This window comes from Comamonas sp. MYb21, from assembly GCF_037479395.1.
GTDB lineage: Bacteria > Pseudomonadota > Gammaproteobacteria > Burkholderiales > Burkholderiaceae_C > Comamonas.
Window position 1 is genome coordinate 62,781 of record NZ_JBBGZC010000014.1, and the last position, 25,847, is coordinate 88,627.

Genomic DNA, 25,847 nt, shown 5'->3' on the forward strand with positions numbered 1-25,847 from the left:
AAATTAATTTCTGCGAAGAGTGCCTGCCGCTCAATCCGCGTTGTGGCGCAAGCCGATCAGGGTGAGCCAGCTGCCCCAGTGCCGCACGGTGACCGGTTGGGTATCGACCAGGTCCTGCAATACCCGCTGCGGGTCATCGAGCGAGAACACGCCAAAGATCGGCAGTTGCGCCGCCTCGGGGCTGATGCGCAGCACACCCGGCATATAGGGGCGCAGCGCATCGACCACCAGCGCCAAAGGCTGGTTGCGCACATCGATCACGCCCTGCGCCCAGGCATCGGCGGCCAGGCCTGGCGCCTCCAGCACAATGCGGTCATCACCAAAGCGAGCGCTCTGGCCAGCTTGCAGCACCAGCTCGCGCCCACTGCGCGTGGTGATGCGCACACTGTGCTCCAGCACCTGCACCAGAGTCTGGTCCAGCCCATCGAACTGCCGCACCATAAAGCGGGTGCCCAAGGCCTGCACCCTGCCCTGCGCGCTTTGCACTACAAAGGGCCGGTCGGTGCCCAAGGGCGCCACCGTGGCAAGCACTGCGCCCGCGCGCAAATGTAGCAAGCGCAGGTTGGCGCTGTAGCGGATGTCCAGTGCCGAGCGCGCATCGAGCAGCAGCGCGCTGCCATCGGGCAGGCGCTGCGCCATACGCTCCGCAGTGCTGGTGCTGACATCGGCCACCAGCGCCTGCCAGGGGCTTTGCCGGTAGGCCAGCACAGCAGCGGTGGCACTGCCCAACACTAGGGCCAGGCTGCCACGCAGCATGCGCCGGCGCGAGGCGCCGGGCACGGGTGCCAGCAAGGCCTGGCGCCCCAGCTGTGCGGCCGGCCCAGCATCCCGCATCTGCGCCAGCGCGCCCGCTACACCGCCTATGCTGCCTGCGCCACCTGCCCCCGCACCGAGGCGGGATTGCAAGGCATCCCAGGCCGGCGGGTGCGCGGCATCGGCCTGCAGCCAGGCCTCAAAGGCCTCGTGGTCGCTGGCACTGGTCTGGCCGGAGCCGAGCTTGACCAGCCAGTCAATCGCCTGGTCGGTGGCGCTGTCGATGCTGCGCGTTTTCATATGCCGGGCTCGTCCAGCGTGTAGAGATGCACAAAGGCCTGCTTCACGTAGCGCTCCACCGATGCCACGGAGACACCCATGGTCTGGGCGATCTCGCTGTGCTTGAGGCCATCGAGCTGGCGCAGCAAAAAGGCCTGCCGCGCCTTGGCCGGCAGGCCCTGCAGCGCGCGGTCCAGGGTCTCCACCGCCTCACGCACCAGGGCATAGTCCTCTGCCGACAAGGCCAGCGTCTGCGGCTGGGCGGCCAGCGCGTCCAGCCAGGCCTGCTCCAGCTCACGCCGGCGCCAGAACTCATATAGCACGCGCTGCGCCAAGGTGGTGAGGTAGGCACGCGGCTCCCGCAGCGCGGCGGCCTGGCCGCCCAGCATCAGGCGCACAAAGGTGTCATGCGCCAGATCGCTGGCCTGGTGCGTATCGCCCAGACGGCGCCGCAGCCAAGCCCGCAGCCAGCCATGGTGGTCGGCATAGAGCATGGCAACTTCGGGGTGCTGGCAAGAGGCTGGGGGCGGCATGGACAGGGACGAAAGGGACAAAGGTGAAGCCGGGCTTCACCTCAAACAAGAATCATTCTTATTAAATTGTACCCAGATCCCAAAGCCGTGCGGACGCCTGCGTCAATAGCTGGCGCGCAGTCGGTCCCGCGAATCGTGCTGTTGCACTTTGCCCCGCTGTTGACACCACCTTTTTAAAACCGGTACCGCGCCGTCAGCATCACATTGCGCGGATCACCAAAGAAGTTGGGGCCGTTGTCTGCGCCGATGGAACTGTAGTAGTAGCGGTCGAACAGGTTGTTGATGTTCAGGTTCAGATCCAGCTGGCGGTTGACGGTGTAGCCCAGGCGCAGGCCGGCGATGGCAAAGCCGCCCTGGTGCACGCCCCAGGGGCTGTCGGTCTTGCTTTGCACCTCCAGCGATCCGCCCACGCTCCAGCGCTGCCAGTCGCCTGGCAGGCGGTAGTTGGTGGCCAGCTTGACGAGGGTTCGCGGAATATTGGAGGCATAGCGCTCGCCCATGGTGTAAGTGCCAGCAGGGTCATAGGCCGATGCCGGGCTGCGCCGCTTGGCCGAGGCATAGGTGTAGCTGGCGGCCAGCTGCCAGCCGGGCTGCAGCTCGCCGCTCAGCTCCAGCTCCACACCACGGCTGCGCACTTTGCCTGCCGATTGGTAACAGCTGGTGGCGCGGCCACCACAGGCTGATGCGGGCAAGGCATCGGGCAGGTTGTCCAGATCGATCTGGAAGATCGCAGCGCTGGCATTGAGCTTGCCGTCCAGGTATTCGCCCTTGATGCCCAGCTCGAAGTTGGTGCCGGTCTGCGGCGGCAGGCTGCGGCCATCGGCGCTTTCGTAGCTTTGCGGGTTGAAGATGCGTGTGCCACTGGCGTAGACCGAGTACTGGTCATTGAGCGTGTAGACCAGGCCTGCATAGGGCGTGAACTTGCGCGTTGCCTTGTCGTGCGTGACGCCATAGGGCGTATCGCCGTCGTACTGTGCCTGGTCGCGCTCGAACCAGTCCAGACGTGCACCCAGAATCAGCTTGGTGGCATCGCCCAGCGCCAGGCGGTTCATGCCGTAGAGGCTGGTCTGGTCCATCTCGGCTTTGCGCGCCCACAGGCCAAACTCGCCAATCGTCGGCTTGGGAATGCTGCCCGGGTCCCAGCTGAGCGGGTTGAACGTGCCCAGCGTGAAGTTGCCATGGATCGTGGCGCCGCCGCCCACATCGTTCCAGCGGCTGCGGCGGTGGCTGGCGCCCAGGACCAGGTCATGCGCGCGGCCCCAGGCATTGAACTGGCCCGAGAGCTGGGCATCGATGCTGCGCTGGGTACGGTCGTAGTCATAGCCACCACCACCCAGACCGAACTGGGTCTGGCCATTGCTGTCCAGTACCGGCGTGCGCAGGTAGGTGCCCAGCATGTGCATCTCGCTGTTGATGGCCGACGCAGCCAGGCGCGCCTTCCAGCCATTGTCCAGGCGGTGCTCCAGATCGGCAAAGACCGTCTTGCTGCGCTTGTCCCAGAAGGACCAGCTGGGGCTCATGCGGGTCGAGCGCGACAGCGGCAAAAAGCTGCCGTCGGGGTTGGTGCCCAGGCCATTCCAGTCCACGCCGGGGTTGTCTTCGTCGCTGAAGGAGCCGCCCACGGTCAAGGTGGTGGAGGCCGTCAGGTCGGCTTCGACAATGCCGTAGACTAGGCTGCGTTTGTTCTTGGTGTCGTCGATGAAGGAGCCCTTGTCCTGGCGGCTGACCACGGTGCGGCCGCGCAAGGTGCCTGCCTCGTTCAAGGGGCCGCCCACGTCGAGCGAGGCCGTGTAGTTGTTCCAGCTGCCGGCGCTGGCGGTGACATTGCCCTCAAAACTGCGGCCCGGGCGCTTGCGCACCAGGTTGATCGAGCCGCCCGGTGTGCCCGCGCCCTCGGTCAAACCGGCGGCGCCGCGCATGATCTCGGCCCGGTCGTACATGGACAGTGCGCCGGTGGACAGCGCCGCCTCCTCGTACTCGATCGGCAGGCCATCGACCAGCAGGTTGTTGATCTCAAAGCCGCGCGACGAGAAGCGGTAGCGCTCGCCGCCCCACTTGACCACCGACAGACCCGGCGCCGCCTGTGCAATGTCGGCCAGCGATACCAGGCCCCGGTCCTCGATCTGCTGGCTGGTGATGACGGACACGGACTGTGGTGTCTCGCGCGGCGACAGGGCCAGCGGCGTGGCTGTGCGCATCTGCTGCGTGGTGTAGCTGCCCGTGCCTTCGGTGGCGCCACTGCGGTCGAGCGGCGCGCTGACCTTGACTTCGGGCAGGGTCAGCGCTCTGTCCGTGCCATCGGCGGGTCGGGCCGTAGCTGCGGCGGGCGCCGGTGCAACACGCAAGGTATAGACACCGGCAGCGCGCGCCGCTACCGGCTCCAGGCCCGTACCGGCCAAGAGCCGGGCCAGGCCTGCATTCACCGCATGGCGCCCTTGCAGGCCGGGCGACTGCTTGCCCGCCAGCAGCTGCGGCGGCATGCTGATGCTGATACCGGCTTGCTCGGCAAAGCGCGACAGCGCTTCGTCCAGCGGCCCCGCCGCAATCTGGTAGCTGCGCAGATCAGCGGCCTGGCTGCTGGCTGCGCTGGTGGGGCTGGCGGGGGTAGATGGCGACTGCTGGGCATGGCCCAGGCTGGCGCTGCAGGCCATGGCCAGCAGCGCGCTGCGCACGGCTGCACTGAGGGGCCGGCGCAGCAAGGCGGGCGTGGCGGATTGGTTGAAACAGGTGAAAGCGGAACCCATGTCGGCGTACTCCGGATAGTGTCAATGAAGGTCTCTCAAGGCTTCACACGCCAAATCCGGAAAAGGGACAGCTGGGAGCAAAAAATTTTGAAAAAGAAAAACCAGGCCATGGATCAGGAGGCGCCAGCCGCAACCAGGGTCACCCAGTAGCGGCTGCGGTAGACGACCTGCACCGGCAGCAGATCGGGCAGGCTGTCCAGCACCGGCGTGGTATCGCGCAGCTGAAAACTGCCCGACAGCCGCAGCTCGGCCACCGCCGGATCACAGCGCAGCAGACCGCTGCGGTAGCGGCCCAGCTCGGCAGCAAAATCGGCCAGCCGCATATTGCGCACATGCAGCACACCCCGGGTCCAGCTGTCCGCCTGTGGCGCCACGGCCTCGATGGCGGAGGCGCCATCGGCATGCAGCTGCGCCTGCTGGCCGGCATGCAGCACCACAGCGCTGCCGCCAGCTTGCGTAGGCCGCATCTCCACCGCGCCTTCGAGCACCGCCACCGCTGTCGCATCGCCTTGCACCCGCACGGCAAAGCGCGTGCCCAGCGCCCGCAGCCGCCCCTGGGGCGTGGCCACGACCAGCGGGCGCGCAGGTACCACCGGGTCGGCAGCGGTCTGCACATGGATGGCGCCCTGCTGCACCCGGATCAGGCGCAGCGCGCTGTCAAAGCGCACATCGATGGCGGTGGCGGTATCGAGCTGGAGCTGGCTGCCATCGGCCAGCACCAGCGCGCGCTGCTCGCCGGTGGCGGTGTGGTAATCGGCCAGCCAGCCCGCTTGCTCGCTGTGGCGCCAGGCCATCCAGCCCAGCGGGGCTGCCACCAGCAAGGCAGCCAGGCCGCGAATCGCTTGCCGGCGCTGGGCGGCGGGTCGGTCCAGCGCGGCCATCGCCAGCGACGGCGGCAATTGCGCCATCTGGCCGGCCAGGCGCTGGGCCTTGTGCCAGGCCGCGGCATGCACAGCATCAGCCGCCAGCCATTGCTGCCAGCGTGCCCAGTCCTGCGCGCTGGCATCACCCGCCTGCAGCAGAAAAAACCATTCTGCCGCCTGCAGTGCGGCCTGCTCGCTGATGGGGGTGATGCTGGCCGCGGGCGCTGCTGCCTGGCCCGGGGCCGGATGCAAGGCGCTCATGGCATCAGCACGATGCAGCGCGCCATCGCCTGGGCCATATAGCGTTTGACCGTGCGCTCGCTGCATTGCAGGCGGCTGGCAATATCGGCATAGGCCATGCCTTCCAGCTGCGCCAGCAGGAAAGCCGCACGCACCGGCGCGGGCAGGCCATCGAGCACGGCATCGAGCTGCTGCAGGGTTTCCAAAATGATGGCCTGGTGCTCGGGCGATGGCGCCAGCAGCTCGGGCATCAGCGCCAACGCTTCCAGGTAGGCCTGCTCCAGCGAGCGGCGGCGGTGCAGGTTGGCGACCAGGCGCTTGGCAACCAGGGTCAGGTAGGCACGCGGCTCGCGCAGCTGCCAGCCACTTTGTTTCTCGGGGCTGTGCTCGGGTGCATCGAGCAGGCGCACAAAGGTGTCCTGCGCCAGATCGGCTGCATCACCCGCATGACCGAGCTTGCGGCGCAGCCAGCCCTGCAGCCAGCCATGGTGGTCAAGGTAGAGCGCAGCAATGTCGCCGTGTGGCGTGGGGGCGGTGGAAGGCATGGAGAGCCGGTTCTGTGCAGGCCCTGGGCAGCCGCATTCAAACAAGAATCATTCTTATTTAATTTTAACCAAATCTTGTCTGGGGCCATCTGCCATATCTATAAACACCCATGGAGCTGTGGTGAGAACGCATCAGCACTCGGGCCGGATGCTGCGCCTGTCACCCGGCTTCAACACGGCAACCCAGCGATGAAAACCGGCCATCGCCGGGCCAGAGGGAGGCGCTCACTTACGGCCCCACTCAGCCTGCTGGGAGCGAAAGACATCGACAGCACAGCGCTATACCGCGCGCTAAGCCTTTGAAAAAACAACAATTTGATATGGGTCAATGTCTGGCGGTCCGGCTGTTTTGCCAGCCCCGTCCTACATGCAGATTTCGGCCACCTCGGTTAACGTGGTCAGCGCCCCAATGACAACAATTCTTAACAAGCTGTACACCGCGCGACATGGGTTTAATGCGGTAGAGCAGCCTTCTTTTGATTGGAAAGGCTCGTATGGATTGGCTCAGAGGTATCTTGCACCAGGCGCCCGAGATAGCGCTGTTTGCATCGCTGGCACTTGGCTATGGGGTCGGCAAGCTGCGGTTTGGCTCGTTCCAGCTGGGGGGCGTGGCGGGCTCACTGCTGGCGGCCGTGTTGATCAGCCAGGTGGGGGTGACCATCGACTCAGGCATCAAGGCGGTGCTGTTTGCGCTGTTCATCTATGCCGTGGGTTTTGAGAGCGGGCCCCAGTTCTTTCGCTCCCTGGGACGGCAGTCGATCAAGGAGATATTGATGGCGGCCGTGGTCGCCATCTCGGGCCTCATCACCGTCGTGGTGCTGGCGCGGGTCTTCCACCTGGACAAGGGGCTGGCTGCAGGGCTGGCCGCCGGCGGCATGACGCAGTCGGCCATCATCGGCACGGCAGGCTCTGCCATTGAGAAGCTGGGCCTGGCCGCCGATGAGGTGCAGCGCATGCAGGCCAATGTGGCCATCGGCTATGCGGTGACCTATATCTTTGGCTCCTTCGGCGCCATCTTGCTGTGCGTGAATGTGCTGCAGTGGCTCACCGGCCGCAAGATCCATGACGACGCCATCCAGGCCGAGCAGGAAATGCTCAAGGGCGTGCATGTCTATGGCGCGGGCGAATCGCCTGCGGCGCCCGATCTGGTGGGCCGCATCTTCAAGGTCAAGCAGTCAGGCCGCACGGTGGCCGAGCTGGAGGCCAGCACCCCGCAAGGCTCGGTCACCATCGAGCGTATCCGCCGCAAGAATGCGCTGGTCGGCGTGGACCCGCAGCTGGTGCTGGAAGCGGGCGACATTGTGCTGCTGGTGGGCCGGCGCGCTGCGGTGGTGGCGCTGGGCGCCAACATCGGTGATGAGCTGCAAAGCGCCGAAGACATGGACGTGGTCATGGTGCGCCGCGATGTGTCCATCACCAACAGCCAGTACCTCAACCGCAGCGTCAAGGACATTCTGGACAGCCTCACGCCCGAGTTCAAGCATGGCGTCTATGCGGTGGCGCTGACGCGCTCGGGCTCGCCGCTGCCGATCACGCCCACGACCCTGATCGTGCCCGGCGATGTGGTGACCCTGTTTGGCACACCCCAGGATGTGCAGAACGCCGCGCAGTCGGTGGGCCCCATCCTCATTCCCAGCGACAAGACCGACTTTGTCTTCCACGGCCTGGGCATCACGGTCGGGCTGCTGATCGGTCTTTTGGTGCTCCGCATCGGCTCCATCCCCATCACCCTGGGCAGCGGTGGCGGCGCCTTGCTGGCGGGCCTGCTGTTTGGCTGGTGGCGCAGCCGCAAGCACACCTTGGGCAATATGCCGACTGCGGCATCCACCCTGTTGCGCGACCTGGGCCTGGCCGGCTTTGTGGCCATGGTCGGCCTGCAGTCGGGCCAGCAGGCGGTGAGCACGGTGATGGAGCAAGGCCTGAGCCTCTTTCTGATGGGCATGGTGGTGACCATCGTGCCGCTGCTGATTGCGATGCTGTTTGGCAAGTATGTGCTGCGCTATGAGAACGTCGCTATCTTTGCCGGGGCGCTGTCGGGCGCACGCAGCGCCAACCCGGCCTTTGGCGAGGTGCTGGACAAGGCGGGCAACGCCATCCCCACGGTGCCGTTTGCGATCACCTATGCGCTGGCCAATGTGTTTCTGACACTGCTGGGCCCGCTGGTCATCGCGTTTGCCTGAGGGGCGCTGCTGCGCCCTCTTTTCTATGGATACCCAGGCGGCGTTGCGCCGCCTCCCCCTCTTCTCATTTATCCCGTTTATCAACGACTGCAAGGAGTTGCACCATGTCTCAGGACTACCAGCGTCTGGCCCATTTGAGCCCGTTCGAGCTCAAGGATGAATTGATCAAGGTGGCATCGGGCAAGGCCAATCGGCTGATGCTCAATGCCGGGCGCGGCAACCCGAACTTTCTGGCGACCACGCCGCGCCGCGCGTTCTTTCGCCTGGGGCTGTTTGCGGCGGCCGAGTCCGAGCTGTCGTACTCGTACATGACGGCAGGCATTGGCGGCCTGGCCAATATCGAGGGCATTGAAAACCGCTTTGAGCGCTACACCGCCGAGCACCGCGACCAGGAAGGCGTGCGCTTTCTGGCCAAGTCGCTCAGCTATGTGCGCGACCAGCTGGGCCTGGACCCGGCTGCCTTCCTGCACGAGATGGTGGACGGCATCCTGGGCTGCAACTACCCGGTGCCACCGCGCATGCTGAGCGTGAGCGAGAAGATCGTGCGCCAGTACATCGTGCGCGAGATGGCCGGCGGCGCCGTGCCGGTGGAGTCGGTCGACCTGTTTGCAGTGGAAGGCGGCACGGCCGCGATGGCCTATATCTTCGAGAGCCTGCGCATCAGCGGCCTGCTCAAGGCTGGTGACAAGGTCGCCATCGGCATGCCGGTGTTCACGCCCTATATCGAGATCCCCGAGCTGGCGCAGTACGCACTGGAAGAGGTGCCCATCCATGCCGATCCGGACAATGGCTGGCAGTACTCTGACGCGGAGCTGGACAAGCTGCGCGACCCGGCCGTCAAGATCTTCTTCTGCGTCAACCCCAGCAACCCGCCCTCGGTCAAGATGGACCAGCGCAGTCTGGAGCGCATCAAGACCATCATTGCCGACCACCGGCCCGATCTGATGGTGCTGACCGACGATGTCTACGGCACCTTTGCCGACGACTTCCAGTCGCTGTTCTCGGTCTGCCCGCACAACACTTTGCTGGTCTACTCCTTCTCCAAGTACTTTGGTGCCACCGGCTGGCGTCTGGGCGTGATTGCCGCGCACAAAGAGAATGTCTTCGACAAGGCCCTGGCCCAGCTGCCCGAGAGCGCCAAGGTCGAGCTGGACCACCGCTACCGCTCGCTGCTGCCCGATGTGCGCTCGCTCAAGTTCATCGACCGCCTGGTGGCCGACAGCCGCGTGGTGGCGCTGAACCATACGGCCGGCCTGTCCACCCCGCAGCAGGTGCAGATGGTGCTGTTCTCGCTGTTTGCGCTGATCGATGAAGCCGATGCCTACAAGCAGGCGCTCAAGCAATTGATCCGCCGCCGCGAAGCCACCTTGTACCGGGAGCTGGGCATGCCGCCGCTGCACAACCCCAACTCCGTCAACTACTACACCCTGATCGACCTGCAGAGCGTGACCTGCCGGCTCTATGGCCAGGCGTTTTCCGACTGGGCGGTCAAGCAATCGTCTACCGGCGACATGCTGTTCCGCATTGCCGACGAGACTGGCATTGTGCTGCTGCCGGGCCGGGGCTTTGGCTCCAACCGGCCATCGGGCCGCGCATCGCTCGCCAACCTCAACGAGTACGAGTACGCCGCCATTGGCCGCGCCTTGCGCAAGCTGGTGGACGAGCTGTACGCGCAGTTCCAGGCGCAGTCGGGCGCCAAGCCCTGAGCCGCTCAGGCACGCAAACGCGGCAGTGCAGGCCCCCCCTGCGCTGCCCGCCCCAGCTCCCAGCAGCCACTGCAGCAGGCCGTTAGAACAGTTCCTGCTGCAGCGAGGTGAGGCTGTTGAAGTCCTCCCCCAGCGGCTGCAAAATCGAATCGGCAATCGGCTGCAGCTGCTTGCTCAGGTAGTGCTCGTAGTCGATCGGTGACTGGCGCACCTCCAGGGGCTCGGGCCCGCTCTTGCCCATCACATAGCGAATCCAGCCACCGCCCTGGTACTGCAGCGGGCGGCCCAGGCGCCGGTTGTAGTCATCGGCCATGCGGGCGGCGCGCACCTGCGGCGGCAGGTTGGCCACATAGGCATCGAGCCGGTGGCGCAGGCGCTTGCGGTAGACCAGCAAGTCATCCTTTTGGCCAGCCAGGGTCGCCTTCGCATAGTCGATGACAAAGTCACGGTAGGGCTCGCCTTGAAAGACCCGTGAGAGCAGCCCTTCCTGGAACTGGCGCGCCAACAGGGTCCAGTCGCTGCGCGCCATCTCCAGGCCCCGGTAGACCATGGCCTCCTTGCCCTCGGCATCCACACTCAGGCCCGCATAGCGCTTTTTGCTGCCCACATCCGAGCCCCGGATCGTGGGCATGAAGAACTTCTTGTAGTGCGTGTCGAACTCGATCTCGAGAAAGCTCTCGAGGTTCTGTTCCTGGCGCAGGCCTTGCGTCCACCAGGCATTGATATCGCTGACCAGCGATGCGGCCACCGCATGGGCCTCCTGGTTGCTGTGGGCGCGCCCCAGCCAGATAAAGATCGAATCGGTATCCCCGTAGATGACCTCGTAGCCGCGCTGCTGCACCAGCGCCTTGGTGCGTTTGACCATCTCATGGCCGCGCAAGGTGATCGACGAGATCAGCGCCGGGTTGAAAAAGCGGCATTCCGTCGCGCCCAGCACCCCGGCAAACGAGTTCATCACCAGCTTGAGCGCCTGCGACAGCGGCTCGTTCTTCGTGCGCTTGGCCTCATCGCGCGCACGCCACAGCGTGGTGACGATCTCGGGCAGGCAGTGCTTGTCGCGCGAAAAGCGCGTGTCCATCGGCCCGCGAATCAGCGATGCGGAATCGCTGGCATGCAGGCCTTCGGCCAGGCCCACCGGGTCAACCAGGTAGGTGCGGATGATGGACGGATAGAGGCTTTTGTAATCGAGCACCACCACCGAGTCATAAAAGCCCGGCCGCGAATCGAGCACATAGCCACCGGGCGAGGACTTGCCCCGCACATCGCCCACATTGGGCGCCACATAACCTTGGCGGTGCATGCGCGGCAGGTAGTGGTGGCTGAACGCCGCTATCGAGCCGCCAAACTGGTCCAGCTGCAGGCCGGTGGCATGCGCCCGCTCCATCGCAAACTGCAGCAGCTGGGCCTTGTCAAAAATGCGCAGCACCAGCTCGCAGTCGCGGATGTTGTAGGCCGCCAGCGCGGGCTTGTCCTCTTGGTAGCGGCGCTCGATCTCGGCCATCTTGTCGTACTCGTCGCCAATGTCCTTGCCCTCGCCCAGCAAGGCCTGGGCCACGTTCTCCAGGCTGAATGACGGAAAGCTCCACACCGCCGCCCGCAAGGCCTCGATGCCATCGATCACCGCGCGGCCCGGCATCGGCGCAAACCAGTAGTCCTGCTTGCCCGGGTGCGCGCGCCAGGCAATGGGCCGGCCCTCGCGCCCCAGCAGCAGCGGGGTCGCACAATCGTCTGCGGTCTTTTGCAGCACCCGCAGGTCAAACTGGATCACATTCCAGCCGACGATGACATCCGGGTCATGGCGCGCAAACCAGGCGTTGAGCTCTTCGATCATCGCCTTGCGGCTCGCGCAATACACCAGCCTGAAATCGCTGCTGGGTTCAGCCTGCTCTGCCGGTGCGTCGGGCGCCGGGGCATCGGGTACCGGGGCATCGCCCAGCATGTACACCACGCGCTCGCCCACGCCATCGAGCGCAATCGAGTACAGATCCTGGTGCTGGCTGGTTTCGATATCGAGCGACACGACTTTGAGCGCAGGCCGGTAGGCTGGCGCGGGCAACAGCTTGCAGTCCACCACGGTGCTGCCTTGCAGTTGTCCGCCTTCAACCTGCACGCCCGCAGTGATAAAGCGCTCCATCAAATAGCGCTCATGGGGCCGCACATCGGCTTCCAAAAGCGATACATCGAGCTGCTTCAAGCCGCGCGCGAGCTTGCCCAACTGCCGGTAATGCGTGGCATAGACGCCCAGCACCGGCTCCTGCTGAAAATTTTTGAGGGCCAGCTCGCGCAGCTCCATACCGGGCATGGCCAGCAGCTGCGTCTGCACCACCACCCGGTGCCGCGCCTCGACAAACGCCACCGAGACCTGCCGCGTCAGCAGCACTTTGAGCGGCCCGGCATCGGTCGCCAGCCAGTACTCCATCTCGGTGCCCGCAGCCGTGTCCCGCCAATGGCGGGTCAGGATGAATCCTTGGAGGGGGGTGGTGGGCACGGTAGACGAAGCGAACAAAAGGGAGCCGACAGCAGCTCCTTCTATTGTCGTCGCTCAGTGCAGGGATCGCGCCCAGCTAGAGGAATTCTGAGATGGCGATGCTCTTTCTTGGTTTCTCTAAAAATGGAAGTTGCTGAACCTATCCTGCAAGGGCCGCTGGGATTAGGAGCATTTCAACAAAAGCCGAATTCTCTCATTTTAGAAAAATAAAAATACACATCACTATGCCACCTATCACCGCATATTTCCACCACAGCACGACTGAGTTTCGATGCATTTGGGCTGTATGCTAATTCCCAACGTGTTGAAATAGTATTTTGCAGCTGCTCTTGACTTTGGTTCTTTAGGCGAATTTACATATTCAACTTCAATTCCCTCCCCAACCAATGGAGCAATCAATTTGGAAATATTACTCAAGCGTTTTGCTGAAATATCTTCAGTATTTTTATTATTTACACTGTAATGTGTAAAAATCAAAACCGAACTAATACCATCAATATCCCTCCAATCAAGAAACCACAGTACTACATTACGGGCCGTGGACTTGCCAATGGTGGTGCTTCCCTCCTCGAACTCAATAAACTGCTGGACGCCACCTAGCTTACACGCAATGGCAGGAGAGTTTAAGATGAAAGATAAAGCAATGACAAGAAATCTAATACATCTCATATCAACATCCAATATTCAGACAATTAGTCAATACCTAATATATATGCAGCCAAGCCATCTGCATTCATTTTTGCTTTAGCATCACTAAAGTTTTTAGCCGCATTGAACACGCCATTAAAACTATCGATAGATCCTGCAACATCATAGAAATGTGTCACCTCATGAATAAGCGTCAATAACTGCGAATCTTTCTGCCCAAACTCTGTGCCACCATAGGAATATCCCATTTTTGGCAATTCGAAGAATCCCATATTTATGGCAATACGATGTGCCAATATATCCGTTGGGCAAACTGCCGCAAGCACTCCCGTCAACACCATACCTTGCCCGGGTAAACAACCTGATCGCACGCTATTCTCTTGGGTGTCATACTCAAAATTTTCAGGAGTGAGGGACTTCAGAACCCTTATGACTGAATCTAATACACGAAGCAAGTAGTCGCGGATTTCTCCATCTGAACTATTAAACCATTTCTGGGTCCTTCCTTTGCTAATTTCATCCCACCGCGATAGCTCGTCACGCCTGTCTTGTGCGTAGCTTATCGCAGAGTCTCTCAAACTCATCATCAGTTCACCAAACCGCCGCCCTTTGACGTCATAGCAAATATTAACGACCCCATCCCAATCAGGTGCATCTAAAGGAGACTGCTTGTGCGCCATGTGATGAGGCTGATAGGGATCGCAGCCACCATTAGAGCCGCAACTAGGTGCTTGGTGTATACCATTAAAATAGAATGGATCTCTTCCAAACCCGTTTGGTCCTGGAACATTTACACCCAAAGATCCAGGGACTTTGAATATTGGCATACCTTCTCCATTTGCAAAGCATTAAACATCATAAAATCGTGAAGTTATTCATAACGCCAAACATTACTTAATTGAGATTTTTGGATTCTCATCTCTAAAAATCACCTCAAACAAAAATAACCGATTGAATCATCGGCATCCACCACCACAACACGATCTAGCCTCTGCACATAGAGGCTGAACTCCTGCATTAAAAACACTTAGCCAACAAGGTGACATCTACCCGAAGCACTTTTTAATTTTTAATCACCATATTTTATTTCTGCGCCGTTTATATTCAGGATCTTTAATAATTGCAGAATTTTCTCACGACGAGATTCCGAAACCACATGAGTTTGGCCATCACAAGAGATTAAACCATTAAACATATAAGCGCAACTGATACCTATACCATCTCGCAAATCCATAAACCACTCTGCCAACTGTCTACTTTACACTCATTGAAGTGCTGTTGTCACTGTATTCCACGTCATATTGCAAGTCTGCAATAATGCATGCCGAGGCAAAAAAATAAAATGAACATCAATAAATAAAGATATATTTTTTATTGCATTAGTCTCATATCAAACCAGCCTTTCATGAAGAAATCATCAACAAGACTATCATGACTGGTTCAGAAAAACTATCAAGCAATTAGCTGTATGTGCCTAATACAGACATGAATGAAATCAAATAAGTAAATTGGTTTTATGGATACGCGATGCAGATCAAAGCGCCAAGCTTCAAGAAGTAATTCTGAAGGCCCAGATTCCATGCGCAAGGAATAGAGAGAAAGTGCCGGCTTCAGCACTGTGCCTCAGGAAGGTCCTGTATGCAGTCGTGTTACATCCAATTAACGAATACACACTCTCACGATCTGCTGGCTCGCCCATAACCCAAGCAGCACCGGTCAAGGCGAGCAGGCAAGCTGATGATGTTGGAGGCAATGAGCCAGTGAGCTGCGACGTGCACGCTAGCGCGTGCACAGAGAGACGGAGAGACGGAGAGACGGAGAGACGGAGAGACGGAGAGACGGAGAGACGGAGAGACGGAGAGACGGAGAGAGACGGCATCAAGCCTTGGCAAAGCACTTGAACGCATGCGCGCAACAAAAGAAAAAGGACTTAGCTCTTTCGAGCTAAGTCCTTGTCTTTTTGGTCGGAATGGCGGGATTCGAACTCGCGACCCCTTGCACCCCATGCAAGTGCGCTACCAGGCTGCGCTACATTCCGAAGACTTGAATTATATACCTAGTTTTCGGGGTCTCCGGAAAGAATGCGACGAATTTCTTGCAATTCGATCGCGGCCTGCTGCCAGCTCAGCGGTTCGGCGCTTTCAGCCATGCCGGCAGCCAGCGTATCGGCACCTTCGTCCTGCAGCGCGAACATGCTGTCGTCTTCCAGCGCATCAAGCATGGCCTGGCCGCGCGGCAGTGACTGGAGCTGGTTGCGCGCGCCGCTGATCGTAAAGCCCCGCTCATAGAGCAGCTCACGGATGCGGCGGATCATCAGCACCTCGTGGTGCTGGTAATAGCGGCGGTTGCCCCGGCGCTTGACCGGGCGCAGCTGCGTGAACTCCTGCTCCCAGTAGCGCAGCACATGCGGCTTGACGTCGCACAGCACCGATACCTCACCGATGGTGAAGTAGCGCTTGGCAGGGATGGGGGGCAGCTGTTTTTCCATGGACAAATTGTAAACAGCCGCGAAAGCGGCCGTGTTGCATATAGGCGAAAGCGGGCGACGGTTTGACCTTCAGTGCCAACGCACTGCAGGCGGCCGCGCGCCCAGGGCCTGCGTCACTCCATATCGGCGGGGGCCTGCACCGAATCCTTGAGCTTGCCGCTGGCATGGAAGGTGACCACGCGGCGCGCCTCGATCGGCACCTCTTCGCCGGTGCGCGGATTGCGGCCGGGGCGGGCCTTTTTCATGCGCACCTGGAAATTGCCAAAGCTCGACAGCTTCACATCCTCGCCCTTGATCAAGCTCTCCGAGATCAGGTCGAAAAAGGCATCGACCATGTCCTTGGCTTCGCGCTTGTTCAGGCCGATGTTGTCAAACAGCATATCGGCCAGCTGCGCCTTGGTCAGCGCAGGTTGTTCCAGGCTCTCAACGGTGAATTCCATATAGCAATCCTCGCGTGTGGGATCAGCGCAGACGCGCACCCAGGCTTTGTGTGAGTTGTTCGACCACGGCCTGCACGGCCGCTTCGATCTCGGTGTCTTCGAGCGCGCGCTCGTCATGGCCCAGGCTCAGACGCACGGCCAGGCTCTTCTCATCCTGAGCCAGGCTGCCCGCGGCGGCCTCTTCACCGGCCTTGAGCTTCTTGGGCCGGAACACGTCAAACAGCACGGCACTGCGCAGGATAGCACCTGCGCTGGCAGCCGTGATGGCCTGCATGATCTGGGCGTGGGTGACGGCTTCCTTGACCACGACGGCAATGTCGCGCTCGACCATCTGGTGCTTGGCCACCGGTGCGAACACCGGCACCTGGCGTGCCAGCACGGCATCGAGGGCCAGCTCGAACATCACCGGCGCCTGGGCCAGCTCCCATTCCTGGCGCCACTGGGGGTGCAGCTCGCCAACAAAGCCGATGGCCTTGCCGTCCAGCAGCACGCGGGCGCAGCGGCCGGGGTGCAGCGCGGGGTGCTCGGCCGCTTCAAACACCGGCTTGAGCGGTGCGAGCAGTGCCTCGACATCGCCCTTGACGTCGTAGAAATCGACCTTGGTCTCGCTGCGGCCCCATTGCAGCTGGTCGGCTGCGCCATAGGCCAGGCCCGCCACGCGCATGGGCTGGTGGAAGCCCTTGACGGTGGTGTCGGACTCGGCGACCGCGTCGTCCTTGAAGAACACGCGGCCCAGCTCGAACACGCGCACGCGCTGAGCCTTGCGGTCCACATTGAACTTGAGCACCTGCAGCAGCGAGCCCAGCAACGACGAGCGCATCACGCTCAGGTGGCTGGCGATGGGGTTGAGCAGCTTGATGGCCTGGGTGTTGCCCGCCAGTTCCTGCTCCCACTTTTCTTCGACAAAGCTGAAGTTGATCGTCTCCTGGTAGCCCAGGCCGGCCAGTGCGTGGCGCACGGCGTAGGGGCTGCGGGAGTTCTCGGCACGCAGCTTGGGCGAGATCGGCGCCAGCGGCTTGCTGGTGGGCAGGTTCTCGTAGCCAATCATCCGCGCGATTTCTTCAACCAGGTCTTCTTCCAGGTTGATGTCGAAGCGGAAGGTAGGCGCAGTCACGCTGATCACGCCTTCTTGCGCCACGGTGGCGGGCAGACCCAGGCCGTTCAGCGCATCGAGGCACTGCTGCTGGGTCACCGGCATGCCGATGACCTTGGCCGCACGTGCCACGCGCAGCTGCACCGTCTTGGGCGCAGGCATGTTGGGCTGCTGGTCGTCCATGGCGGCCACCTGGGTCTCAGGCGTGCCGCAGATCTCCAGCACCAGCTGGGTGATGCGCTCGATGTGCTCGGTGGTGAACTGGGGGTCCACACCGCGCTCGAAGCGGTGGCCCGCGTCGGTCGAGAAATTGAAGTGGCGCGAGCGGCCGGCAACGGCCTTGGGGAACCAGAAGGCCGCTTCGATATAGATGTTCTTGGTGTCGTCGGACACGGCGGTGGCATCGCCACCCATGATGCCGGCCAGCGACTCCAGGCCGTGCGCGTCCGCGATCACACCGACCTTGAGGAAGTCGTCGATCTCGATGGTGTTGCCGTTGAGCAGCTTGAGCGTTTCGCCCTGCTTGCCCCAGCGCACGCTCAGGCCGCCGCTGATCTTGTCCAGATCGAAGATGTGGCTGGGACGGCCCAGCTCGAACATCACATAGTTGGAGATGTCGACCAGGGGGCTGACAGCGCGCTGGCCGCAGCGGGCCAGGCGGTCGACCATCCACTGTGGGGTCTTGACCTGGGTGTTGACGTTGCGCACGATGCGGCCGGAAAAGCGCCCGCACAGGTCGGTCGCCTCGATCTTGACGGGCAGCTTGTCTTGCGAGGCCACGGCAGCGGCCGGGAAGGACAGCGCCTTGAGCGGCGTGCCGGTCAGTGCCGACAGCTCACGCGCCACACCATAGACCGACAGGCAATGCGCCAGATTGGGCGTGAGCTTGAGGGTGAACAAGGTGTCGTCGAGGTTCAGGTACTCGCGCAAGTTCTGGCCCAGCGGCGCATCGGCGGGCAGCTCCAGCAGACCGCCGTGGTCATCGGCAATGCCCAGCTCCTTGGCCGAGCACAGCATGCCAAAGCTTTGCACGCCGCGCAGCTTGCCGATCTTGATCTTGAAGGGCTTGCCATCCGCGCCGGGGGGCAGCTCGGCGCCCACGGTGGCGCAAGGGATGCGGATGCCCACGCGCGCATTGGGCGCGCCGCAGACGATGCTCAGCAACTCGGGGCCACCGACATCGACCTGGCAGACGCGCAGGCGGTCGGCATCGGGGTGTTGCACCGCTTCCTTGATTTCACCGACGACGATGCCGGTGAAGGGGGGCGCTACGGGGTCGAGTTCTTCGACCTCGAGGCCTGCCATGGTCAAGGTATCGGCCAGCTCTTGGGTGGTCAGCGACGGGTTGCAGTATTGGCGCAACCAGGATTCAGGAAATTGCATAGTCGGACTCTTTGGCGTTCAGGCCTGCTGCACCGTCTTGGGCAGCGGCAGGCCGGGCGTTCTTGCTTTTCAATGGGGAGCGGCTGGCAGCGCAAGCTGCCCGGGGGCTGGGGATCACATTGCAGATCTGCAGCACCAACCGCTCCGTGCTCATGACTGGAACTGCGACAGGAAGCGGATGTCGCCGTCAAAGAACAGGCGCAGGTCATTGACGCCATAACGCAGCATGGTCAGGCGGTCGGGGCCCATGCCAAAGGCAAAGCCAATGTATTTCTCGGGATCGAGCCCCATGTTGCGCACCACATTGGGGTGCACCTGGCCGGCGCCCGAGACTTCCAGCCAGCGGCCGGCCAGCGGCCCGCTTTGGAACTGGATGTCGATCTCGGCCGAGGGCTCGGTGAACGGGAAGAAGCTGGGGCGAAAGCGCAGCACCAAATCATCCTGCTCGAAGAAGGTCTTGCAAAAGTCGGTGAACACGACCTTGAGGTCCTTGAAGCTCACGTTCTCACCGATCCACAGGCCTTCGCACTGGTGGAACATCGGCGAGTGGGTGGCGTCCGAGTCCACGCGGTAGGTGCGGCCCGGCGCGATCACGCGGATCTCGGGCATGGTCTGGCCCGCGTCGATCAGGTTGCGGTAGCGCTTGACGTGCTGGACCGCATGGCGCACCTGCATCGGGCTGGTGTGCGTGCGCAGCAGGTTGGGCGCGTGCTGGGTGCCGCCTTCCACATAGAAGGTGTCGTGCATCGAGCGCGCGGGATGGTCTTCCGGCGTGTTGAGCGCGGTGAAGTTGAACCAGTCGGATTCGATCTCGGGGCCTTCGGCCACATCGAAGCCCATGGAGCCGAAGATGCCTTCGATGCGCTCCATCGTGATGGACACGGGGTGCAGACCACCGCTGCCGCGGCGGCGGCCGGGCAGGCTCACATCCAGCACTTCGGCCTTGAGGTGGGCTTGCAGCTCGGCATCGGCCAGCGCCTTGCGGCGTGCCGTCAAGGCCGCCTCAATCGCCTGCTTGGCCACGTTGATGGCGGCACCGCGCGATTTTTTCTCTTCGACGGAAAGCTGCGCCATGCCCTTCATGAGCTCGGTCATCTTGCCCGACTTGCCCAGAAACTGCGCCTTGGCGTTTTCCAGATCAGCGGGGGTATGGGCCTGCGCAAACAGTTGCTGCGCGCTTTCGACCAGAGAATCCAACTCGTTCATATCGACTCTTATCGACTTAGATGCCGGGCCGCCAAAAGCAGCCTGGCGATAAAAAAACAAGGGCTAGCGCCTTTTCAAGCCCTAGCCCTTGCTGTGTGTGCACCAGCAGCTACTAAATCAACAGTAACTACCGATCGTGACCTTAGGCAGCCAGCTTGGCCTTGACTTGGTCGACGATAGCTGCAAAAGCAGCCTTGTCGTGCACGGCGATATCGGCCAGCATCTTGCGGTCGATTTCAATGGCAGCCTTCTTCAGGCCGTTGGCGAACTGGCTGTAGGTCAGGCCCAGTTCACGGGAAGCGGCATTGATACGGGCGATCCACAGTTGGCGGAACACGCGCTTCTTGGTACGACGGTCACGGTAGGCGTACTGGCCTGCCTTCATTACCGCTTGCTTGGCAACGCGGAAGACGTTACCACGGCGACCGCGGAAACCCTTAGCAAGGGCCAGAACTTTTTTGTGACGGGCGCGTGCCGTTACACCACGTTTGACGCGAGGCATGTGTTTTCTCCTAGTTCGTCAGTGAATTACAGGCCCATGCCGGGCAACATTTGTGCCATGTGACCCATGTTGGTCTCATGCACAGCGGTTGCACCACGCAGATGGCGCTTGTTCTTGGTGGTCTTCTTGGTCAAGATGTGACGCTTGAAGGCTTGACCGCGCTTGACGGTGCCACCTGGACGAACGCGAAAACGCTTCTTCGCGCTGCTTTTGGTCTTCATTTTGGGCATGTGAATGCTCCTTATGTTTGTGCTCGTGAGGCGTTTCATCGCCATGATGAAACTTGTTTTGGCCCCGAGCCACTTTTGTGACAGACCTAGATTACATCTACTCTATCAATGCGCAAGGCGTTGGCTGCGCCCACCCTGAGCACCAAGGCCGAAACCCCAGACCCAGGCAGTTGCTGCCCCTACCCTGCTAAAAACCGAAAGCGGCCTAAGCCGCTTGTCGGTAATCCGGTATTCTAACCGCTTCTTTAAGCTGTGGCTACTGGCGAGGAATTTCCCTCGACCGGCTTGCCAGCTGCAGCGCCACCGGGCTTCTTGCGCGCCGGAGCGATCATCATGATCATCTGGCGGCCTTCGAGCTTGGGGAACTGCTCGACCTGGATCAGGTCGGCCAGCTCGTCGCGGATGCGGTTGAGCAGGTCCATACCCAGGTTCTGGTGGGTGATTTCACGACCACGGAAGCGCAGGGTCACCTTGACCTTGTCGCCTTCGGCCAAGAAGCGGCGGATATTGCGCATCTTGACGTTGTAGTCGCCATCATCAGTACCGGGGCGGAACTTGATTTCCTTGATTTCGATGACGGTTTGCTTGGCCTTGGCCTCAGCCGCCTTCTTTTGCTCCAGATACTTGAACTTGCCGTAGTCCATCAGGCGGCAAACGGGAGGCGTGGCCGTGGCGACAATCTCCACCAGGTCAACGTCCAGCTCTCCGGCCATGCGCAGCGCTTCCATCAGCGGCACGATGCCCAGCGGTTCATTATCAGGACCGGACAGACGCACTTCTGGTGCCTGAATCTCACGATTCAGACGGTGTTTGCGTTCTTCGCGGTGGCGGCGATCACGGAATTCAGTAGCTATGGCTTTCACCCTAAAAATTTAAAAACTACGACAGCGTAGCTGCTCAAAACGCAGTCCACGCTGTCCAAAGCTTTGACGAACCAGCAAGAGGCTGTTTAGGCTTTAGCGGCAATGTCCTTGGCAATCAAGTCGACGAATGCATCGATGGACATCACACCGAGGTCTTTACCGCCCCGGGCGCGCACTGCTACGGCTCCAGCTGCCTTCTCCTTGTCGCCGGCGACAAGAATATAGGGCAGCTTTTGCAACGAATGCTCCCGTATTTTATACGTAATCTTCTCGTTGCGCAGATCGGTAACCACACGCAGCCCTTGGCTCGGCAAGGCCTTACGCAGTTTGTCGGCCACTTCCTGCACGTAGGCGCCTTGCGCATCGGTGATGTTGAGCACGGCCACCTGCGTGGGCGCCAGCCAGGCGGGCAGCGCGCCAGCGTGCTGCTCGATCAGGATGCCGATGAAGCGCTCGAGCGAGCCCACGATCGCGCGGTGCAGCATGATGGGGCGGTGGCGCTCGCCGTCTTCGCCGACAAACTCGGCATCGAGGCGCTCGGGCAGGTTCGGGTCGACCTGGATGGTGCCGCACTGCCATTCACGGCCCAGCGCGTCCTTCAAGGTGTACTCGATCTTGGGGCCGTAGAACGCGCCCTCACCGGGCAGGTACTCGAACTCGCAACCCGAGGCACGCAGGCCCTCGGCCAGCGCCGCTTCGGCCGCATCCCAGCTCTCGTCGCTGCCGATGCGCTTTTCAGGGCGGGTCGAGAGGCGGTAGAGGATGTTGCTGAAGCCAAAGTCTGCATAGACCTTTTGCAGCAGTGCGGTGAACGCGGTCACCTCGGCCTGGATCTGCTCGGGCAGGCAGAAGATGTGGCCGTCATCCTGCGTGAAGGCACGCACGCGCATGATGCCGTGCAGCGAGCCGGTGGGCTCGTTGCGGTGGCAGGCGCCAAACTCACCAAAGCGCAGCGGCAGATCGCGGTAGCTCTTGATGCCTTGCTTGTAGATGAGGATGTGGCCGGGGCAGTTCATCGGCTTGAGCGCGTACTCGCGCTTTTCCGACTCGGTCGTGAACATGTTCTCGCGGTACTTGTCCCAGTGGCCGGTCTTCTCCCACAGGGTCTTGTCCAGGATCTGCGGGCCCTTGACTTCCTGGTAGCCGTTGTCGCGGTACACCTTGCGCATGTACTGCTCGACTTCCTGCCAGATCGACCAGCCCTTGGGGTGCCAGAACACAGTACCGGGCGAGTGCTCGTCGATGTGGAACAGGTCGAGTTCACGGCCGAGCTTCCGGTGGTCGCGCTTTTCGGCCTCTTCGAGCATCGTCAGGTACTGCTGCAGATCGTCCTTGCTGGCCCAGGCCGTGCCGTAGATGCGTTGCAGCATCTCGTTGTTGTGGTCGCCGCGCCAGTAGGCGCCCGCCACCTTCATCAGCTTGAAGTGCTTGAGCTTGCCGGTGCTGGGCACGTGGGGGCCACGGCACAGGTCTTCGAACGCGCCTTCGCGGTACAGGCTCACATCTTCATTGCTGGGGATGGAGGCAATGATCTCGGCCTTGTAGTTCTCGCCCAGACCCTTGAAATAGGCCACGGCTTCGTCACGCGGCAGCACGCGGCGCACCACGGGCTCGTCCTTGTTGGCCAGCTCGGTCATGCGCTTTTCGATCGCCACCAGGTCTTCGGGCGTGAAGGGGCGCTTGTAGGCGAAGTCGTAGTAGAAACCGTTGTCGATCACCGGGCCGATGGTGACCTGGGCTTCCGGGAACAGCTCCTTGACGGCATAGGCCAGCAAGTGGGCGGTGGAGTGGCGGATCACTTCCAGGCCATCGGCGTCCTTGGCCGTCACGATGGACAGCGGCATGTCGCGGTCGATGACAAAGCTGGTGTCCACCACCTTGGCGTTGTCGCCCAGACCTACCTTGCCAGCCAGCGCGGCCTTGGCCAGGCCAGCGCCAATCGATGCAGCGACCTCGGCCACCGACACGGGGCCCGGGTAGTCGCGCTTGGAGCCATCGGGAAGCGTAATTTGAACCATGAGAAATCCTAAATAATCGTGAGCTTTTACCAAGCCGCGCTGCCAGAAAAGCAAAAAGCGCGGAGCTTGTCCGCGCTTTGGTGTGAGGAGACGAAATCGTCGTACAGGCGCGAACCACCGGCCTTACTGGCCAGTCAAACCCCAAGTGGTTGTAGTTCGCGGTGTCATAACCGATGTTGCCTTTCTCGCTCTTACCAGTGGATGGAATCTAAAACGACTGTCATTTTCCCACATTCTGATGCAATCTGCTGGTCTTCCCGCAATCCGGGCGCCAACGGGCTTGCCATAATCAAAACGATAGCAGACCTTGACGATTAGATATGCCCTATCGCTACGCCCGATCTGTTGGAATGTCCGCCTGCCTGGCTGCGTTATTGCTGCAAGGGGGCTGCTCCAGTACCCCGCCCACCCGCGGCAAAGTCCCCGAACGCGATATGCAGGCCCAGGAATGGGGCCAGTCCGATGTGAACCGCATGGCCACCTTGAGCATGCGCGCCAACCTGCAAAGCCTGTATGTGCTGATGGACAAGCTCTACCGCCGCAACCCGCAGGAGTGGCGCAAGGGCGGTTTTGACAACCGCGAAGCGGCGATGAAGGCCGTGCGCGAGGCGATCGAAAACCAGCAACCCTGGCCCGAACTGTTGGATCAACGCGACATTGCCGGCATGAGCATGGCATTGGCGCCCGAATTTGCCGGCGACCGGGTGGCCGCCTTCACCTGGGCCACGGCCGACATGCTGATCACCGCCTATGGCGGCCGCACCACCTTCTACCTGATCCATGGGCTCGATGCCCAGGCGGTCTACAACGCATCGCGCAACCTGGAGATTGCCAACTGGATGCTTACCCACCGCAAGCTGGGCAATGGCCAGACCATGCTGCTGAGCAATGAGCTCAATGCCAGCGAGCGCAACCTGAGCTTTGAGCGCGAATTTGGCAAGATGATTGCCCGCAATGACCTGATGGCCGATGTCGTGTCCGAGAAATACCGGCGCGCGGTGATTGGCTATGTGCAGGGGCTGGCCGGTGGCAGCTTGCTGCAGTTCCTGCCGGTGCAGGCAGTGGCGCATTAACGCGCCCTCCTCACCCCCCCTTTCCAGAACCACTCGCTTATCGCACAGGCAGCGGCAGATGCAGGCTGCGCTTGAGCGTGGCCAGCGCAATCGAGGTGTTGAAGCGCTGGATATTCTGGTCGCCGTCAAACAGCCGCTGGGTGATCGCCTGGTACTCCTGCATGTCACGCGCGGTCACCACCAGCAGGTAGTCCGTCTGGCCGGTGACGGCATAGCACTGCTGCACCGCCGTCTCAGCCGCCACCCGGGCGCGGAAGCCCTGGGTCAGCGCATCGAGCTCATTGACCAGCTGCACCTCGATAAAGATCGTCAGCGGCCGGCCCACGGCCTCGGGGCTGAGCTGCGCGGTATTGGCCGCAATCACGCCGCTGTCTTGCAGGCGGCGGATGCGGCGCTGCACGGCAGCCGGTGACAGGTTCACCTGCTCGGCCACCTCGCGCTGGGGGCGCAGGTTGTCGCGCTGCAGGATGGCCAAAATGGCCAGGTCGAAGGGATCGAGTTCAGCGTTCATCGCAAGGGCCTGGAGGAGGAGTGCGCAGCAAGAGTGAAACTTGCATTTGGCACCGATTTTTCGAGCAATTTACTTCGCCCAGCTGCAATATTATCTCGGCCATGCAAGATTCTCTCTGGCAGCGGCTGCTGCCCTCCTTGGCCGTATTGGGCTCGGTCAGCGCGCTGTGCCTGGGCACCAGCTTTGCCAAACACCTGTTCCCCGTTGTCGGCGCCCAGGGCACCACCGCGTTGCGCGTGGGCTTTTCGGCATTGCTGCTGCTGCTCATCTGGCGCCCCTGGCGCTTTGGGCCTAGCAAGGCCCACCTGGGGCAGATTGCGATCTTTGGCGTGGTGCTGGGGCTGATGAACCTGCTGTTCTACATGGCCATCAAGCGCCTGCCCTTTGGCGTGACGGTGGCCATCGAGTTTGTCGGCCCGCTGTCAGTGGCGGTATGGACCTCGCGCCGGCTGCTCGATCTGGTCTGGCTGGGCCTCGCGGCACTGGGCCTGTTTTTGCTGCTGGTGCTGCCGATGTTTGGCGTGCAGACTGCCGCGCTCGACCCGGTGGGCCTGTGCTTTGCCATCCTGGCCTCGGCCTGCTGGGCCGGCTACATCGTGCTGGGCAAGCGCGCCGGCCACATGCATGGCGGCATGGTGGTGTCGCTGGCGCTGCTGACTGCGGCCATGGTAGTCGTGCCCTTTGGCATTGCCGAGGCCGGCGCCAAGCTGCTGCAGCCCTCGATCCTGCTCTATGGCCTGGCAGTGGCCGCTGTCTCCAGCGCCATCCCCTATACCTTGGAGATGTTCGCGCTCAAACGCCTCAGCTCGGGCGCGTTTTCCACCATGCTCGCCACCGAGCCGGCCATTGCCGCCATCGCCGGCATGCTGGTGCTGGGCGAGCTGCTGACCGCGACCCAGTGGTCGGCCATTGGGCTGATCATGTTTGCAGCGATGGGCAGCGCGCTGACGGCCAAGCCCTCTGCCCCGCAGCAGGCGGCAGCGCCCAAGACCGAAGGCCAGGCCGTCGCCTGAACACCGCAGCCACCCACCATGCAAAAAGCGCCTGCCGTATAGACGGCA

General features: G+C 61.8%; 21 protein-coding genes and 1 tRNA gene. 4 read left to right on the top strand and 18 right to left on the bottom strand.

Features of this window, described 5'->3' with window-relative positions:
- Positions 1-30: 30 nt before the first annotated feature.
- From WH367_RS20105 to WH367_RS20125, 5 genes are all read right to left on the bottom strand, one after another.
- Positions 31-1,053, bottom strand: coding sequence for a FecR family protein (locus tag WH367_RS20105; RefSeq protein WP_339537434.1), 1,023 nt, complete (start codon positions 1,051-1,053; stop codon positions 31-33).
- Positions 1,050-1,565, bottom strand: a complete 516-nt coding sequence (locus tag WH367_RS20110) for a sigma-70 family RNA polymerase sigma factor (RefSeq protein WP_339537481.1) — start codon at positions 1,563-1,565, stop codon at positions 1,050-1,052. The genes WH367_RS20105 and WH367_RS20110 overlap by 4 nt, the downstream gene beginning before the upstream one ends.
- A gap of 173 nt (positions 1,566-1,738) precedes the next feature.
- Positions 1,739-4,309, bottom strand: a complete 2,571-nt coding sequence (locus WH367_RS20115) for a TonB-dependent siderophore receptor (RefSeq protein ID WP_339537435.1) — start codon at positions 4,307-4,309, stop codon at positions 1,739-1,741.
- A gap of 113 nt (positions 4,310-4,422) precedes the next feature.
- The gene (locus WH367_RS20120) at positions 4,423-5,433 is read right to left on the bottom strand and encodes a FecR domain-containing protein (protein WP_339537436.1); all 1,011 of its coding nucleotides are present in this window, start codon (positions 5,431-5,433) and stop codon (positions 4,423-4,425) included.
- Positions 5,430-5,957: a sigma-70 family RNA polymerase sigma factor gene (locus WH367_RS20125; RefSeq protein WP_339537437.1), complete on the bottom strand. Its 528-nt coding sequence runs from the start codon at positions 5,955-5,957 to the stop codon at positions 5,430-5,432. Before WH367_RS20125 ends, WH367_RS20120 begins: the two co-directional genes overlap by 4 nt.
- Before the next feature lie 494 nt (positions 5,958-6,451).
- On the opposite strand from WH367_RS20125, the gene aspT reads away from it, so the two are divergent.
- Entirely contained in the window at positions 6,452-8,137 is a 1,686-nt protein-coding gene (aspT, locus tag WH367_RS20130; RefSeq protein WP_021025150.1) for an aspartate-alanine antiporter, read from the top strand.
- Positions 8,138-8,241: 104 nt separating this feature from the next.
- Positions 8,242-9,843, top strand: a complete 1,602-nt coding sequence (locus WH367_RS20135; protein ID WP_021025151.1) for a bifunctional aspartate transaminase/aspartate 4-decarboxylase — start codon at positions 8,242-8,244, stop codon at positions 9,841-9,843.
- Between the two features lie 82 nt (positions 9,844-9,925).
- Here the strand turns inward: WH367_RS20135 and WH367_RS20140 are convergent, their stop codons facing one another.
- From WH367_RS20140 to thrS, 12 genes are all read right to left on the bottom strand, one after another.
- Positions 9,926-12,331, bottom strand: coding sequence for a DNA polymerase II (locus WH367_RS20140; protein ID WP_339537482.1), 2,406 nt, complete (start codon positions 12,329-12,331; stop codon positions 9,926-9,928).
- 234 nt (positions 12,332-12,565) lie between these two features.
- Positions 12,566-13,012 (bottom strand): hypothetical protein, encoded by a 447-nt coding sequence (locus tag WH367_RS20145; RefSeq protein WP_339537438.1) that lies wholly within the window; start codon positions 13,010-13,012, stop codon positions 12,566-12,568.
- Positions 13,013-13,023: 11 nt separating this feature from the next.
- Positions 13,024-13,806 carry a M35 family metallo-endopeptidase gene (locus WH367_RS20150; RefSeq protein ID WP_339537439.1) on the bottom strand — a complete coding sequence of 261 codons (783 nt, stop codon included), beginning with the start codon at positions 13,804-13,806 and terminating at the stop codon, positions 13,024-13,026.
- 1,134 nt (positions 13,807-14,940) lie between these two features.
- Positions 14,941-15,017, bottom strand: a tRNA-Pro gene (locus tag WH367_RS20155).
- Positions 15,018-15,035: 18 nt separating this feature from the next.
- Complete coding sequence (locus tag WH367_RS20160) at positions 15,036-15,467, bottom strand: MerR family transcriptional regulator (RefSeq protein WP_021025153.1); 432 nt, start codon at positions 15,465-15,467, stop codon at positions 15,036-15,038.
- 113 nt (positions 15,468-15,580) lie between these two features.
- Positions 15,581-15,907, bottom strand: a complete 327-nt coding sequence (locus tag WH367_RS20165) for an integration host factor subunit alpha (RefSeq protein WP_021025154.1) — start codon at positions 15,905-15,907, stop codon at positions 15,581-15,583.
- A gap of 22 nt (positions 15,908-15,929) precedes the next feature.
- Complete coding sequence (gene pheT, locus WH367_RS20170; protein ID WP_339537440.1) at positions 15,930-18,383, bottom strand: phenylalanine--tRNA ligase subunit beta; 2,454 nt, start codon at positions 18,381-18,383, stop codon at positions 15,930-15,932.
- Between the two features lie 150 nt (positions 18,384-18,533).
- On the bottom strand, positions 18,534-19,589 hold the full coding sequence (pheS, locus tag WH367_RS20175) for a phenylalanine--tRNA ligase subunit alpha (RefSeq protein WP_021025156.1): 1,056 nt from the start codon (positions 19,587-19,589) through the stop codon (positions 18,534-18,536).
- Positions 19,590-19,731: 142 nt separating this feature from the next.
- Complete coding sequence (rplT, locus tag WH367_RS20180; protein ID WP_021025157.1) at positions 19,732-20,091, bottom strand: 50S ribosomal protein L20; 360 nt, start codon at positions 20,089-20,091, stop codon at positions 19,732-19,734.
- A 26-nt stretch (positions 20,092-20,117) separates the two neighbouring features.
- Positions 20,118-20,321, bottom strand: a complete 204-nt coding sequence (gene rpmI / locus WH367_RS20185; protein WP_021025158.1) for a 50S ribosomal protein L35 — start codon at positions 20,319-20,321, stop codon at positions 20,118-20,120.
- Between the two features lie 245 nt (positions 20,322-20,566).
- A complete protein-coding gene (infC, locus tag WH367_RS20190; RefSeq protein WP_021025159.1) occupies positions 20,567-21,184 on the bottom strand; it encodes a translation initiation factor IF-3 in 618 nt (205 codons plus the stop codon).
- 86 nt (positions 21,185-21,270) lie between these two features.
- Positions 21,271-23,202, bottom strand: a complete 1,932-nt coding sequence (gene thrS / locus WH367_RS20195) for a threonine--tRNA ligase (RefSeq protein WP_021025160.1) — start codon at positions 23,200-23,202, stop codon at positions 21,271-21,273.
- Between the two features lie 350 nt (positions 23,203-23,552).
- Between thrS and WH367_RS20200 the strand changes: the two genes are divergently transcribed.
- The gene (locus WH367_RS20200) at positions 23,553-24,275 is read left to right on the top strand and encodes a hypothetical protein (protein WP_339520606.1); all 723 of its coding nucleotides are present in this window, start codon (positions 23,553-23,555) and stop codon (positions 24,273-24,275) included.
- A 37-nt stretch (positions 24,276-24,312) separates the two neighbouring features.
- Here the strand turns inward: WH367_RS20200 and WH367_RS20205 are convergent, their stop codons facing one another.
- Positions 24,313-24,786 carry an Lrp/AsnC family transcriptional regulator gene (locus tag WH367_RS20205; protein WP_339520604.1) on the bottom strand — a complete coding sequence of 158 codons (474 nt, stop codon included), beginning with the start codon at positions 24,784-24,786 and terminating at the stop codon, positions 24,313-24,315.
- Between the two features lie 101 nt (positions 24,787-24,887).
- Between WH367_RS20205 and WH367_RS20210 the strand changes: the two genes are divergently transcribed.
- Positions 24,888-25,799, top strand: coding sequence for an EamA family transporter (locus WH367_RS20210; protein ID WP_339537441.1), 912 nt, complete (start codon positions 24,888-24,890; stop codon positions 25,797-25,799).
- Positions 25,800-25,847: the final 48 nt, after the last annotated feature.

Coding starts and splice junctions, on each gene's coding strand:
- WH367_RS20105 (WP_339537434.1), bottom strand. CDS start 1,053: ATGAAAACGCGCAGCATCGACAGCGCCACCGACCAGGCGATTGACTGG.
- WH367_RS20110 (WP_339537481.1), bottom strand. CDS start 1,565: ATGCCGCCCCCAGCCTCTTGCCAGCACCCCGAAGTTGCCATGCTCTAT.
- WH367_RS20115 (WP_339537435.1), bottom strand. CDS start 4,309: ATGGGTTCCGCTTTCACCTGTTTCAACCAATCCGCCACGCCCGCCTTG.
- WH367_RS20120 (WP_339537436.1), bottom strand. CDS start 5,433: ATGAGCGCCTTGCATCCGGCCCCGGGCCAGGCAGCAGCGCCCGCGGCC.
- WH367_RS20125 (WP_339537437.1), bottom strand. CDS start 5,957: ATGCCTTCCACCGCCCCCACGCCACACGGCGACATTGCTGCGCTCTAC.
- aspT (WP_021025150.1), top strand. CDS start 6,452: ATGGATTGGCTCAGAGGTATCTTGCACCAGGCGCCCGAGATAGCGCTG.
- WH367_RS20135 (WP_021025151.1), top strand. CDS start 8,242: ATGTCTCAGGACTACCAGCGTCTGGCCCATTTGAGCCCGTTCGAGCTC.
- WH367_RS20150 (WP_339537439.1), bottom strand. CDS start 13,806: ATGCCAATATTCAAAGTCCCTGGATCTTTGGGTGTAAATGTTCCAGGA.
- WH367_RS20160 (WP_021025153.1), bottom strand. CDS start 15,467: ATGGAAAAACAGCTGCCCCCCATCCCTGCCAAGCGCTACTTCACCATC.
- WH367_RS20165 (WP_021025154.1), bottom strand. CDS start 15,907: ATGGAATTCACCGTTGAGAGCCTGGAACAACCTGCGCTGACCAAGGCG.
- pheT (WP_339537440.1), bottom strand. CDS start 18,383: ATGCAATTTCCTGAATCCTGGTTGCGCCAATACTGCAACCCGTCGCTG.
- pheS (WP_021025156.1), bottom strand. CDS start 19,589: ATGAACGAGTTGGATTCTCTGGTCGAAAGCGCGCAGCAACTGTTTGCG.
- rplT (WP_021025157.1), bottom strand. CDS start 20,091: ATGCCTCGCGTCAAACGTGGTGTAACGGCACGCGCCCGTCACAAAAAA.
- rpmI (WP_021025158.1), bottom strand. CDS start 20,321: ATGCCCAAAATGAAGACCAAAAGCAGCGCGAAGAAGCGTTTTCGCGTT.
- thrS (WP_021025160.1), bottom strand. CDS start 23,202: ATGGTTCAAATTACGCTTCCCGATGGCTCCAAGCGCGACTACCCGGGC.
- WH367_RS20200 (WP_339520606.1), top strand. CDS start 23,553: ATGTCCGCCTGCCTGGCTGCGTTATTGCTGCAAGGGGGCTGCTCCAGT.
- WH367_RS20205 (WP_339520604.1), bottom strand. CDS start 24,786: ATGAACGCTGAACTCGATCCCTTCGACCTGGCCATTTTGGCCATCCTG.
- WH367_RS20210 (WP_339537441.1), top strand. CDS start 24,888: ATGCAAGATTCTCTCTGGCAGCGGCTGCTGCCCTCCTTGGCCGTATTG.